The following is a 12,982-nucleotide window of genomic DNA, read 5'->3' as shown; positions in this document are numbered from 1 at the left end:
GCGGACGCTTCCACGGGGAGAAGCGTCCTGGCGACCGCGGAGGGAGCCCGGCCGGACGCCGCCGTCCCACACACCGACCGGGGTCGTCGCCCGCCGGTCCTCACGACCGCTCCAGGTCTCCCGTCACCGCGGGGGCGCTGCCCGACGCCGTACGACTCGGCACCCGCAGCACCCGCGCCCCCGCCACCAGCCCGCACGCCAACGTCGTGACCAGCATGAACGACACCGGCAGGGAGGTCGCCTGGGCGAGCCCGCCGATCGCGGAGGGTGCGATGAGGCCGGAGGTGTAGGTGATCGTGGCGACGCCCGCGATCGCCTGGCTGGGCGCGGGGCCGCTCCGTCCGGCGGCCGCGAAGGCCAGCGGGACCACCACCGCGATCCCGAGGCCCATCAGGCCGAACCCGCCCATCGCCACGGCCGGATGCCGGGCCGCGACGATCAGCAGACCGCCGGCCGCGGCCAGCACCCCGCCCGCCCGCACCGTACGCACCGCACCGAAACGGGCGACCACCTTGTCCCCGGCCAGCCGTGCGATGGTCATCGTGCATGCGAAGGCGGTGGTTGAGGCGGCCGCAAGACCCGCGTCGGTGCCCAGCTCGTCGCGGAGGTAGACCGCCGACCAGTCCAGGCCCGCGCCCTCCGCGAAGACCGCGCAGAATCCTATGGCCCCGATGACCAGTGCCGACCTCGGCGGCAGCGCGAAGCGCGGCGGCGGATGCTCCTCGGGGGCGCTGCGCAGATCCAGTACGCCCCGGCAGGCGAGCGCGCCGAGCAGGGTCAGTACGAGCGCGGCACCGGCCAGATGGAGCCGGGCGTCCCACCCGGCGTGCGCGGCGACGGTGCCGGCCGCCGAGCCGAGCAGGGCGCCCGCGCTCCACATACCGTGCAGCCCCGACATGATCGGTTTGCCGAGCCGGTTCTCGGTCTCCACGCCCAGTGCATTCATGGCGACGTCCGACATCCCGGAGGCCGCGCCGTACATCAGCAGCGCCGGGCACAGCGCGTACAGGCCGGGGGAGAGGGCGGGCAGGACCAGGGACAGGGTCCACAGGGCGAGCAGACCGCGCAGTGCCGTGCGGGCGCCGAAGCGGTGGCTGATCCGGCCGGCCAGCGGCATCGCCAGGGACGCGCCGATCGCCGGGAAGGCGAGCGCCAGGCCGAGTTGGCCCGGTGAGAGAGCGGTGTGGTCCTGGATCCAGGGGATGCGGGTCGCGAAGTTGCCGGTGACCGAGCCATGGATGAGGAACACCACGGCGACGGACCAGCGTGCGCGACGCAGCCCGGGGTGGGGGATCGGGGCTGTGAGGTCGTCGGGGATGCCGTTGCCAGCCATGGGCGGTAAATTATCAGGAACCTTGCCTGATAATAAGGGTGTTGGCCCGACCGGATGAAAGAATCCCGCCATGCATCCACCGCGCGCGGCAGCGGCCGGCCGCACCGCCTCCCCGACCACCGCACGGCTGATCAACGATCGTCTGGCCCTGCAACTCCTGCAGTCCGAGGGGCCGTTGACGGCAGGTCAGCTCAAGTCGCTGACCGGTCTGTCCCGGCCGACCGTGGCGGACCTCGTCGAGCGTCTCCAGGAGGCCGGGCTGATCACCGTGGTCGGCGAGAGCGGCGCACAGCGGCGCGGGCCCAATGCCCGGCTCTACGGGATCGTCGCCGACCGGGCCCATCTCGTCGGCCTCGATCTGCGGACGCACAGCGCCACCGTCGCGGTGGCCGACCTCCTGGGCCGGGTACGCGCCGAGCACACCGTCCTCATCGACCCGGACGGCGCCCCCGATACGGCCGTCGCCACCGCACTCGCCGCCGTGGACAAGGCCCTTGCCGCGGCGGGCGCACACGCCCCGCACACCGTCGCCGTCGGCGCCCCCGGCCTGGTCGACCCCGCCACCGGGCGGTTCGGCGGCACCGACTGGATCCCGTCCTGGCATGTCGGACTGGTCGGCGCGCTGCGCGCGCGGACGGGTGTACCGGTCCTGCTGGAGAACGAGGTCAATCTCGCCGCCATCGCGGAGCAGCGCGACGGCGCGGCCCACGACCGCGACACCTTCGTCCTGCTCTGGCTCGGCCAGGGCACCGGCGCCGCCGTGGTCCTGGACGGCGCACTGCGGCGCGGCGCCTCGGGCGGCACCGGCGAGATCGGCTTTCTGCCGGTCCCCGGCACCGGCGCGCTGCCCTCCGCGAGCGGCTGCGACGGCGGCTTCCACTCCCTGGCAGGCTCCGCCGCGATCTGCGCCCTCGCGGCGGAACACGGCATGCCGTACGGGGCCGCCGTCGGCCCGAAGGGGGCGGACGCATCCTCGCCCGGCACTGGGGTGCACGAGCTCTCGTCCGGCACCGGGGCGAACGAGCCCCCGTCAGGCAGCGGGGCGCACGAGCCCCCGTCCGACACCGGGGCCCCCACCGAGGCCTCGCCCACCGGGGCCTCGCCCACCGAGGCCCCGCCCGCCGAGTCCCTCGTCCGGTCCGCCGTGGCCGCCGGCGACGCCGGCGCCGCGTTCCTCGACGCGCTGGCCGCGCGGATCGCCCTCGGTGTGGCGGCCGTGTGCGCCGTACTCGACCCCGGGTGTGTCGTCCTCGGCGGGGAGATCGGCCGGGGCGGCGGCGCCGCGCTCGCCGACCGGGTCGCCGGCCATCTGGCCCGGCTCTCCCCGCTGCGCACCGACGTACGCGCGGGGGCGGTCGGCGGACGGGCGGTGCTGCTCGGCGCGGTACTCGCCGCACGGGACGCCGCACAGAACGAGCTGTTCGGGGCCGCGGGGCCGGGGGTGTCTCCCCGTCCCTGAGGTGACCCGTCAGGGGGGTGGGAACAGATCCCGTAGGGGATGCGGGCGCCCCTCGCGGGCCACAACGTGCCGGGGGCGGGCGGTATTCCCGAGAACACCCGAACGGGAGGGTGCTGACACCCCCTCACCCGCACGCGGCCCTCACCTACACGCCGGGCCCCCACCCGCATGCCGGGCCCGCACCCGCCCGTCAGGCCCCGGCCCCCACCCCGTCACCCCCTCACCCGCCCATCAGCCCCCCACCCGCCCTCTCCGCCAGGAATTCCGCATAGGTGTGTTGCCCGTCGGCGTGTTCCGGGGTCAGGTTTCCGCCGCGGCGCAGGGCGGCGGCGGACGCGCCCGGCAGCCACAGCGGGAGCAGGAGGCGGCGCCGTCCGCCCGCCTCCAGCGTGGCCCGTACGAGATCGTGGGCGCTCAGCACCTCGGGGCCGCCCATGTCCGGGACCCGGCCGGCCGGGTCGCCGGCCGCCAACCCGGCGAGCCGGGCGGCCACTTCGCGTACCTCGACCGGCTGCACCCGTACCCCGGTCGGCACCGGCAGCACCGGCGACCGGGCGCCCGCCTTGATGAGCTGCAGCACCAGATGGTGGAACTGCGTCGTGCGCAGCACCGTCCAGCCGAGGCCGGAGTCCTCGATCAGCCGCTCCACCGCCAGCTTGGTGCGGTAGTACCTGAGCGGCACCCGGTCCACCCCGACGATCGAGATGTACACCAGGTGCGGGATGCCCGCCGCCTTCGCCGCCTGGACGAGCCGCCCCGCCGCCTCCATGTCGCCGCCGGCCGGCGTCGTGGCGCAGTGCACGATCGTGTCCACGCCCGCCATCGCCTCGGGCAGCCCCGTGCCGTCGCGCAGATCGACCGCGTACGACCGCGGCCGGGGGCGCTCCGTGCCGGTGTGCGGCCGCCGGCTCAGTGACCGGACGTCATGGCCGTCGTCGAGCAGCCGGTCCACCAGGGGCCGCCCGAGTGTGCCCGTGCCGCCGGTCACCAGAATTGTCGCCATCGCGGATCAGTCCTTGAGGGGAGAGGGGAGGGGGACGTCTCCGCTATGACGCCTCACGCGCGCGGTCCGTGACACGGGTGGCGCGCCGGGGGCTGTGAGGCAGCCCACAGGGCTTCGCTCGCATGGGCGACCACGCGGCGTGGCAGACTGAAGCTGTACTGACATAAGAGCAGCAGCGCACTCCGGGGTCGGTGTAATTCCGAACCGGCGGTAACAGTCCGCGACCCGTCCGCAGCCAGCGGCCGGTTGAGCAGGTGAAATTCCTGCACCGACGGTGAAAGTCCGGATGGGAGGCAGTGCGCGGCGGGCGAGCTTCGGTACACCGCCGTCGGCGGCGCGTCCGGTTATTTTCCCGGACGGTCCGTGTATTTCCGGCCGCGGTGTTCCCGTGGCGTCGTTTCCGCTTCTGTCGTCCAGACAGCCCCGGAGTCCGTGCCCTGAGAGGCAGGAGGACCCGGTGGCCACCGCAGCCCCCGTCGAGATCGCGGCGATGCGCCGAGCCATTGAGCTCGCCGCGCGCGGGCTCGGGCACACCAGCCCCAACCCCGTGGTCGGCTGTGTGGTCCTGGACTCCGCGGGCCGTACGGCGGGTGAGGGCTGGCATCAGCGGGCCGGTGGGCCGCACGCCGAGATCCACGCCCTGCGTGCCGCGGGCGAACGCGCCCGGGGCGGCACCGCACTGGTCACCCTCGAACCCTGCAACCACACCGGCCGCACCGGCCCCTGCGCCCAGGCGCTGATCGACGCCGGCGTCGCCCGCGTCGTCTATGCCGTCTCCGACCCCAACCCGGCCGCCACCGGCGGCGCCGTCACCCTGGGCGAGGCCGGGATCGACGTCGAGGGCGGACTGCTCGCCGACGAGGCCGCCGCCGGCAACGAGGCCTGGCTGACCTCGGTGCTGCGCCGCCGCCCCTTCGTGCTGTGGAAGTACGCCGCCACCCTCGACGGCCGGATCGCCGCCGCCGACGGCACCAGCCGCTGGATCAGCTCGCCGCAGTCGCGCGCCGATGTGCACCGGCTGCGGGCCGCCGCGGACGCCGTGATCGTCGGCTCCGGCACCGCCCGCGCCGACGACCCGCAGCTCGGCGCCCGGATCAGCGGGCTGTCCGACGACGAGATCAGCCAGCCGCTGCGGGTCGTCGTCGACTCCGGCGCCACCGCCGTCAAGGCCGGCGCCCGCGTCCTGGACGGCACCGCGCCCACCCTCATCGCGGTCGCCGAGGACGCCGACGCCGGTCACCTCGAAGGCCTCGCCCCGATCGTCCGGCTGCCGCGCGCCGCCGACGGGCGCGGGCTGCACATCCCCGCACTGCTCCAGGCCCTGTACGCACGGGAGGTGCGCTCCGTGCTGCTCGAAGGGGGCCCCACCCTCGCCGGTGCCTTCCTCGCCGCCCAGGCCGTCGACAAGGTCGTCGGCTATCTCGCCCCGGTACTGCTCGGCGCCGGACCGGCCGCCGTCGGCGACGCCGGAATCACCACCATCGCCCAGGCGTTGCGGCTCGACGTGACCGATACCGAACGGCTCGGACCCGACCTGCGCATCACCGCCACTCCCATCCGCCACGCCCTCCACGAGGAGAACTGAAGTGTTCACCGGAATCGTCGAAGAACTGGGTGAGGTCGTCGCCGTCGAGGACCTCGGTGATGCCTCCCGCTTCCGACTGCGCGGACCCGTCGTCACCGAAGACGCCAAGCACGGTGACTCGATCGCCGTCAACGGCGTGTGTCTGACCGTCGTGGAGACCGCCGACGGTGAATTCACCGCCGATGTGATGGCCGAGACCCTCAACCGCTCCAGCCTCGGCGCGCTGGCCGCCGGCTCGCGGGTCAACCTGGAGCGCCCGATGGCGCTCGGCGGGCGGCTCGGCGGACACCTCGTCCAGGGTCATGTCGACGGCACCGGCACGATCCTGGAGCGCACCCCCGGCGAACACTGGGAGATCGTCAAGATCGCGCTGCCGGCCGCGCTGTCCCGCTATGTCGTCGAGAAGGGCTCCATCACCGTCGACGGCGTCAGCCTCACCGTCGTCGACGCGGCCGACGACTACTTCACCATCAGCCTCATCCCCACCACCCTCGCCCTGACCACCCTGGGCATCAAGAAGGCCGGCGACCCGGTGAACCTTGAGGTCGACGTCCTCGCCAAGTACGTCGAGCGGCTGCTCGGGCGAGGCGCCGACGGCAGCGCGGACCTCAAGGACATCGAGGAGATCAAGGAGATGGACCGGTGAGCGTCCTCGACACGCTGAACGGCGAGGCCTTCACGGCCCTCGGGCAGCACGTCATCTGGTCCGACATGATCGGCAACACCATCGGTCTGGCCGCACTGGCACTCGGCTGGCGGCGCTCCATCTGGACCTGGCCCGCCCAGTTCCTCTCCGGTGCCGTCCTCGTCGCCGCCTACGCCTCCGCCCACCTCAGCGGCGGCGTAGGCAAGCAACTCCTCGTCATCGGCGTGGCGTTGTGGGGCTGGCGGCAGTGGCAGCGCGGCCGGCAGCAGGCACAGGACGGCTCCATCGCCGTACGCTTCGCCGGCTGGCGCGAGCGCGGTGTGCTGCTCGGCGGCACCGCCGTGGGCACCGCGGCCGTCGGCACCCTGTTCACCCTGATCCCGCAGCTGTCCTGGAACCCCTGGCCGGACGCCTACATCTTCGTCGGCACGCTCACCGCGATGGTCGCCCAGGCCCGCGGCCTGGTCGAGTTCTGGTTCGCCTGGCTGCTGGTCGACGTCGTCGGCGTCCCGCTCGCCTTCAGCAGCGGGCTCACCTTCTCCGGCCTTGTCTACGTCGTCTATCTCGCCCTCGTCGTGTGGGGCCTGCGCGACTGGTGGCTGCGCTCGCGTGCGAGCGGCCGCCCCGTCCTGGAAGGAGCAGCGGCATGACCGCACTGCAGAGCTGGTACGACGAGGACGCCGCGGCCCTGGCGCTCGACCCCGTCGAGCAGGCCATCGCCGATATCGCCGCCGGCCGCCCCGTGGTCGTCGTGGACGACGAGAACCGCGAGAACGAGGGCGACCTCGTCATCGCCGCGGAGAAGGCCACCCCCGAGATCGTCGCGTTCATGATGAGCGAGTGCCGCGGGCTGATCTGCGCCCCCATGGAGGGCCCGGAGCTGGACCGGCTGGAACTCCCGCAGATGGTCGAGCACAACACCGAGTCGATGCGGACCGCCTTCACCGTCTCCGTCGACGCCACCGCCGCGCACGGCGTGACCACCGGCATCTCCGCCGCCGACCGCGCCACCACCCTGCGGCTGCTCGCCTCCGGGGAATCGGTCGCCGGTGACTTCGTCCGGCCCGGCCACATCTTCCCGCTGCGCGCCCGGCCCGGCGGGGTGCTGGTCCGCAACGGCCACACCGAAGCCGGTGTCGACCTCGCCCGGCTGGCCGGACTGCGCCCGGCCGCCGCCATCGTGGAGATCGCGGGCGAGGACGGCACGATGCTGCGGCTGCCGGAGCTGGTGCCGTTCGCCCGTAAGCACGGACTGTCGATCATCTCCATCGAGGACCTGATCGCCTACCGGCAGTCGTCCGAGCCCACCGTCCGCCGCGAGGCCGAGACCCGGCTGCCCACCGCACACGGTGAGTTCACCGCCTACGGCTACCGCTCCACCGTCGACGGGGTCGAGCACATCGCGCTGGTCGCCGGGGAGCTCGGCGACGGTGAGGACGTCCTGGTCAGGGTGCACTCCGAATGCCTGACCGGCGATATCTTCCACTCGCTGCGCTGCGACTGCGGCCCCCAGCTGGAGGCCTCGCTGCGGCAGATCTCCGAGGCCGGACGCGGTGTGGTGATCTACCTCCGCGGCCACGAAGGGCGCGGCATCGGCCTGCTGTCCAAGCTGCGCGCCTACGAACTCCAGGAGCGCGGCCGGGACACCCTCGACGCCAACCTCGAACTGGGGCTGCCCGCCGACTCCCGCGACTACGCCGCGGGCGCGCAGATGCTCCAGGACCTCGGGGTGCGCTCGCTGCGTCTGATGACCAACAACCCCGAAAAGACCGCCGCCCTGGTGCGGCACGGCCTGCGGGTCTCCGGCCGTGAGCCGATGCCCGTCCAGGCCGGGGAACACAATCTGCGGTATCTGCGCACCAAGCGGGACCGGATGGGGCACGACCTGCCCTGGCTGGAACCCGGTGCAGGCACCACCTCCACCGGAGCGGCCTACGCCGCGCCCGCTTCCGCGACCACCTGCGACAACCAGTAGCCACCCGGCACGACGTCACCACCACCCAGCACATCACCCGAACGAGGAGAACCGTGAGCGGCAAGGGCGCACCCGAACTGACCGTGAAGAACTGTGGCGACCTGCGGGTGGCCGTCATCGCGGCGCAGTGGCACCAGCAAGTGATGGACGGCCTCGTGGACGGCGCGCTGCGCGCCCTCACTGAGCTCGGTATCGACGAGCCGACGCTGCTGCGGGTGCCCGGCACCTTCGAGCTGCCGGTCGTCGCCAAGGTCCTGGCCGGCCGCGGCTATGACGCGGTGGTCGCCCTCGGCGTGGTCATCAGGGGCGGCACGCCGCACTTCGACTACGTCTGCCAGGGCGTCACCCAGGGCCTGACCCAGGTCTCGGTGGACACCGGTGTACCGGTCGGCTTCGGCGTGCTGACCTGCGACACCGAGCAGCAGGCCCTGGACCGCGCGGGCCTGGAGGGCTCCACCGAGGACAAGGGCCACGAGGCGGTCACCGCCGCGGTCGCCACCGCCGCGACGCTGCGCACCGTGTCCGAGCCCTGGCGCTAGGAGCGGGGGCCGACCGCGTAGGGTGGTCACCATCATGTCCAAGAAGACGTTCGAGGAGCTTTTCTCCGAGCTCCAGCAGAAGGCCGCCACCGGCGACCCCACCACCTCCCGCACCGCCGAGCTGGTGCAGGCAGGTGTCCATACGATCGGCAAGAAGGTCGTCGAGGAGGCCGCCGAGGTCTGGATGGCCGCCGAGTACGAGTCCGACGAGGCCGCCGCCGAGGAGATCTCCCAGCTCCTCTACCACCTCCAGGTCATGATGGTCGCCAAGGGCATTTCCCTGGACGACGTCTACGCCCACCTCTGATCCACCCCCAGGCACACCCAACACCGCTTAGCTGCAAAGGAACTCGCTCTCATGCTGCGCATCGCTGTCCCCAACAAGGGTTCACTGTCCGAGCCTGCGTCGGCGATGCTCCATGAGGCCGGCTACCGCCAGCGCAAGGACCGCAGGGAACTGGTCCTGGTCGACGCGGAGAACGAGGTCGAGTTCTTCTTCCTGCGCCCGCGCGACATCGCGGTCTACGTGGGCTCCGGCAAGCTCGACATCGGCATCACCGGCCGTGACCTGCTGCTGGACTCCGGCTCGCCGGCCGAGGAGATCCTCCAGCTCGGCTTCGCCGGCTCGACCTTCCGCTACGCCACCCGTCCGGGCACGGCCAAGGAGGTCACCGACTTCGGCGGCATGACGATCGCCACCTCCTTCTCCGGCCTGGTCCGCCAGCACCTCGCCGACAACGGCGTGGACGCCTCCGTCGTCCACCTCGACGGCGCCGTGGAGACCGCCATCCAGCTCGGCGTCGCCGAGATCATCGCGGATGTCGTGGAGACCGGCACCACCCTGCGCAACGCCGGCCTGGAGATCATCGGCGAGCCGATCCTGAAGTCCGAGGCCGTCGTCATCCGCGGCACCGGCGCACCGGACGACGACCCGAAGGTGCGCCAGTTCCTGCGCCGTATGCAGGGCGTCCTGGTGGCCCGCCGGTACGTGATGATGGATTACGACATCCGGGTCGAGCACGTCGAGAAGGCCGTCGGCCTCACCCCGGGCCTGGAGTCGCCGACCGTCTCCCCGCTGCACCACGAGGGCTGGGTCGCGGTCCGCTCGATGGTCCCGTCCAAGGACGCCCAGCGCATCATGGACGAGCTCTACGACCTCGGCGCCCGCGCGATCCTGACCACCGGCATCCACGCCTGCCGGCTCTGATCCGCGGCCCCAGGCCACCCACCCGTACGCACCGCACCACCCACGACGGAAGACCGACGACGTGTCCGCGCCCCTGCCCAGCCTGCCGGTGACCTTCCGGCCGACCCGCACCCGGGTCGTCCTGTACTCCGTGGGCCTCGCCCAGCTCGCCGCCCTCACGGCGATCGCGCTGGCGCTGCCGAAGCTGAGCGGCGGCGAGCGGCTGAGCTTCGTCCTCACCGGACTGCTGGTTCTGGCCGTCCTCCTGCTGCTCGGCCGCCCGAAGGTGGTCGCGCGGCAGGAGGGCATCACGGTGGTCAACCTCACCACCAAGCGCGAACTGGCCTGGGCGCAGGTCCTGCGGGTCAACCTCCGGGCCGGCGACCCCTGGGTTCATCTCGACCTCGCCGACGGCACCAGCCTGCCCGCCATGGGCATCCAGCCCGGCATCGCCAGGGACCAGGCCATCCGGGACGCCCGTGCGCTGCGCGACCTCACCGAGAAGCATGGTGCTGTCGACCACACGGCCGGGTGAGCCTGCCCTAATCCGGGCCCCGCTGTTTACTCTGTTCTCCGGGGCGCGCCCTGCGCCCTGCCCCTCAGTGGGACCACTGCGACCCGAGGAGTGACTCCCTCCGGCAATGGACGGATCGTCCTGTAGTACCTGCGCCGCCCCTCCCCAACCCCCGCATACCACGGAGGCGGCGGCATGACCGGCCCCCTGCTGCTGCTCGCCGCGGCACTCGTCCTGATCCTGGCCAACGGTTTCTTCGTCGCCGCCGAGTTCGGACTCGTCACCGTCGAGAAGGCGGACGCCGAGCGCGCCGCGGCCGACGGCGACCGCCGCGCCCACACCGTCGTCTCCGCCCTCAGGGAACTCTCCTTCCAGCTGTCCGGCACCCAACTGGGCATCACGATCACCTCCTTGGTGGTCGGTATGCTCGCCGAGCCCGCGCTGGCCGCACTGCTGTCCGGCCCGCTGCTGGCCATCGGCCTGCCCGAGGGCGTGGTCCCCGGCACGGCGGTGGTGATCGGCATGCTGCTGGCCTCCGCCGTCCAGATGGTCATCGGCGAGCTGGTCCCCAAGAACTGGGCGGTCTCCAAGCCGCTGCCCGTCGCCCGCGTCGTGGCCGGCCCGCAGCGGGCCTTCTCCCGCTTCTTCCGCCCGGTGATCACCCTGCTGAACACCGTCGCCAACCGCCTGGTGCGGGTGCTGGGCGTGGAGCCGACCGATGAGCTGGCCTCCGCCCGCACCCCCGGCGAACTGGTCTCGCTCGCCCGGCACTCCGCCCGCGCCGGCGCGATCGAGCAGGACACCGCCGACCTGTTCGTGCGCACCCTGTCGCTGGGCGATCTGACGGCGGAGAACGTCATGACGCCGCGCGTGAGGGTGAGCGCGCTGCAGGCGTCCGCGACCGCCGAGGACGTGGTGAACCTCACCCGCGCCACCGGTCTCTCCCGTTTCCCCGTCTACCGCACCCGCCTCGACGAGATCGTCGGGATGGTGCACCTCAAGGACGCGCTGGCGGTCCTGGAGCACGAGCGGCTGCGCATCCCGGCGGCACGGATCGCGGTACCGCCGCTGCTGGTGCCCGAGACGCTGCCGGTGCAGCCGCTGCTGGAGCGGCTGCGCAGCGAACAGCCGATCGCGGTGGTCGTCGACGAGTACGGCGGCACGGCCGGTGTGGTCACCCTGGAGGACATCATCGAGGAGCTGGTCGGCGAGGTCCGCGACGAGCACGACGGGGTGGACCTGCCCGAGCTCGGCCAGGCCCCGCCCGAGGAGGGCCGCCCCGCCTGGGACGCCGACGGCGGCTGCCGGGTGGACACCCTGCGGCGGATCGGCCTGGACGCCCCCGAAGGACCGTACGAGACGGTGGCAGGACTGGTGGCACACATACTCGGCCGGATCCCGGCCCCCGGCGACATCGCGGAACTCGAGGGCTGGCGGCTGCGGGTGCGGCTGGTGTCGCACCACCGCGCCGAGCGGATAAGGATCGTCCGGACCGCGACCGTCACGGTGCCCGCCGCCCCCGAGGCGCCCCGTGAGCCCGTCGTGGTCGGCGCGGAGGTGGCCCGGTGACGCTGGTCCAGCTCCTCTTCGCGGTGCTGCTCGTGCTCGCCAACGGCTTCTTCGTCGGCGCCGAGTTCGCCCTGGTCTCCGTACGCCGCAGCCAGATCGAACCGCTGGCGACCGAGGGCTCCACCCGGGCCCGGCAGGTGCTGCACGGCCTGGAGAACCTCCCGCAGATGATGGCCGCCGCGCAGTTCGGCATCACCGTCTGCTCACTGACGCTCGGTGCGGTCGCCGAACCGACCGTCGCCCACCTCCTGGAACCGCTCTTCGAGGCGGTCCACCTGCCCGCCGCCCTGGTCCACCCGCTCGGCTATGTCATCGCCCTGGCGCTGGTGGTCTTCCTCCACCTCGTCATCGGCGAGATGGTCCCCAAGAACCTGGCGATGGCGGCGCCGGAGAAGACCGCCCTGTGGTTCAGCCCCGGTCTGGTCGCCTTCGCGCGGCTGTGCCGCCCGGTCACCGCGCTGCTCGGGGCCTGCGCCCGCGGAGTGCTGCGGCTCTTCCGGGTGGAGCCGAAGGACGAGGTCGAGGCGGTCTTCACCAGCGAGCAGCTGACCCACCTCGTCGAGGACGCCGGACAGGCGGGCCTGCTGGAGCCGGCCGAACAGGAACAGCTCTCCGACGTCCTGGAACTGGGCAGCCGCCCCGTCACGGACGTCCTCCTCGACCGGGCGGGACTGGTCACCGTCGAACCGACCGTGACGCCCCGCCAGGTGGAGGAGCTGACCGTACGGACCGGCTACTCCCGCTTCCCGGTGTGCGCCCCCGGCGGCGCGTACATGGGCTATCTCCACGTCAAGGACGTCCTTGACCTGGAGGAACGGGACCGTGCGGTGCCCCAGCGCATCTGGCACCCGATGACCACGCTCCGCGCCGAGCTGCCCCTGGACGACGCGCTGACGGCGATGCGCCGGGCCGCCTCCCATCTGGCGGCGGTCGCCGACGCGACCGGCCGGGTGCTCGGCCTGGTCGCCCTGGAGGACGTCCTGGAGATGCTCGTCGGCGAGGTCCGCGACCCGGCCCACCGCCGGGCCCCGGCGGCCCGCAGCCGCAGGGCCGCGGAAGACCGGGTCGGCGAGCCCCGCGAGGAGACCCCGCTGCCGGCGGAGGACCGGGCGCTCGCGGGCTGAGGCGAGGGCGGGCCGAGGTGCCGCGCCGGCGGCCGGCCCGGTCCGCCGC

General features: G+C 72.9%; 13 protein-coding genes and 1 riboswitch. Of the genes, 11 read left to right on the top strand and 2 right to left on the bottom strand.

The window, feature by feature from the left end; translation table 11 throughout:
* Window positions 1–100 precede the first annotated feature (100 nt).
* Window positions 101–1,333 (bottom strand): MFS transporter, encoded by a 1,233-nt coding sequence (locus NUT86_RS07790; protein WP_274734342.1) that lies wholly within the window; start codon window positions 1,331–1,333, stop codon window positions 101–103.
* 70 nt (window positions 1,334–1,403) lie between these two features.
* On the opposite strand from NUT86_RS07790, the gene NUT86_RS07785 reads away from it, so the two are divergent.
* On the top strand, window positions 1,404–2,792 hold the full coding sequence (locus tag NUT86_RS07785) for an ROK family transcriptional regulator (RefSeq protein ID WP_274734341.1): 1,389 nt from the start codon (window positions 1,404–1,406) through the stop codon (window positions 2,790–2,792).
* Window positions 2,793–3,012: 220 nt separating this feature from the next.
* Here the strand turns inward: NUT86_RS07785 and NUT86_RS07780 are convergent, their stop codons facing one another.
* Complete coding sequence (locus NUT86_RS07780) at window positions 3,013–3,795, bottom strand: SDR family oxidoreductase (protein ID WP_274734340.1); 783 nt, start codon at window positions 3,793–3,795, stop codon at window positions 3,013–3,015.
* A 173-nt stretch (window positions 3,796–3,968) separates the two neighbouring features.
* A riboswitch (FMN riboswitch) is annotated at window positions 3,969–4,099 on the top strand.
* Window positions 4,100–4,252: 153 nt separating this feature from the next.
* Here NUT86_RS07780 and ribD point away from each other — a divergent pair.
* From ribD to NUT86_RS07730, 10 genes are all read left to right on the top strand, one after another.
* Window positions 4,253–5,380 (top strand): bifunctional diaminohydroxyphosphoribosylaminopyrimidine deaminase/5-amino-6-(5-phosphoribosylamino)uracil reductase RibD, encoded by a 1,128-nt coding sequence (gene ribD / locus NUT86_RS07775; protein ID WP_174876460.1) that lies wholly within the window; start codon window positions 4,253–4,255, stop codon window positions 5,378–5,380.
* Between the two features lies 1 nt (window position 5,381).
* Window positions 5,382–6,026, top strand: a complete 645-nt coding sequence (locus NUT86_RS07770) for a riboflavin synthase (protein ID WP_262038467.1) — start codon at window positions 5,382–5,384, stop codon at window positions 6,024–6,026.
* Window positions 6,023–6,676, top strand: a complete 654-nt coding sequence (locus NUT86_RS07765) for a nicotinamide mononucleotide transporter family protein (RefSeq protein WP_274734338.1) — start codon at window positions 6,023–6,025, stop codon at window positions 6,674–6,676. Before NUT86_RS07770 ends, NUT86_RS07765 begins: the two co-directional genes overlap by 4 nt.
* Window positions 6,673–8,001, top strand: a complete 1,329-nt coding sequence (locus NUT86_RS07760) for a bifunctional 3,4-dihydroxy-2-butanone-4-phosphate synthase/GTP cyclohydrolase II (protein ID WP_018087563.1) — start codon at window positions 6,673–6,675, stop codon at window positions 7,999–8,001. Before NUT86_RS07765 ends, NUT86_RS07760 begins: the two co-directional genes overlap by 4 nt.
* Before the next feature lie 53 nt (window positions 8,002–8,054).
* The gene (ribH, locus tag NUT86_RS07755) at window positions 8,055–8,540 is read left to right on the top strand and encodes a 6,7-dimethyl-8-ribityllumazine synthase (RefSeq protein WP_018087562.1); all 486 of its coding nucleotides are present in this window, start codon (window positions 8,055–8,057) and stop codon (window positions 8,538–8,540) included.
* Between the two features lie 34 nt (window positions 8,541–8,574).
* Window positions 8,575–8,847, top strand: a complete 273-nt coding sequence (locus NUT86_RS07750; RefSeq protein WP_026169269.1) for a phosphoribosyl-ATP diphosphatase — start codon at window positions 8,575–8,577, stop codon at window positions 8,845–8,847.
* Window positions 8,848–8,898: 51 nt separating this feature from the next.
* Complete coding sequence (gene hisG / locus NUT86_RS07745; RefSeq protein WP_018087560.1) at window positions 8,899–9,747, top strand: ATP phosphoribosyltransferase; 849 nt, start codon at window positions 8,899–8,901, stop codon at window positions 9,745–9,747.
* Window positions 9,748–9,808: 61 nt separating this feature from the next.
* Window positions 9,809–10,261 (top strand): PH domain-containing protein, encoded by a 453-nt coding sequence (locus tag NUT86_RS07740; protein WP_018087559.1) that lies wholly within the window; start codon window positions 9,809–9,811, stop codon window positions 10,259–10,261.
* 174 nt (window positions 10,262–10,435) lie between these two features.
* On the top strand, window positions 10,436–11,809 hold the full coding sequence (locus NUT86_RS07735; RefSeq protein WP_274734333.1) for a hemolysin family protein: 1,374 nt from the start codon (window positions 10,436–10,438) through the stop codon (window positions 11,807–11,809).
* Window positions 11,806–12,933: a hemolysin family protein gene (locus NUT86_RS07730; protein ID WP_274734331.1), complete on the top strand. Its 1,128-nt coding sequence runs from the start codon at window positions 11,806–11,808 to the stop codon at window positions 12,931–12,933. The genes NUT86_RS07735 and NUT86_RS07730 overlap by 4 nt, the downstream gene beginning before the upstream one ends.
* Window positions 12,934–12,982 lie beyond the last annotated feature (49 nt).

Source organism: Streptomyces sp. G7(2002) (assembly GCF_028870195.1).
Taxonomy (GTDB): domain Bacteria; phylum Actinomycetota; class Actinomycetes; order Streptomycetales; family Streptomycetaceae; genus Streptomyces; species Streptomyces nigrescens.
Note: the sequence above shows the minus strand (reverse complement) of the source record. Positions and strands in the feature narration are given on the sequence as shown.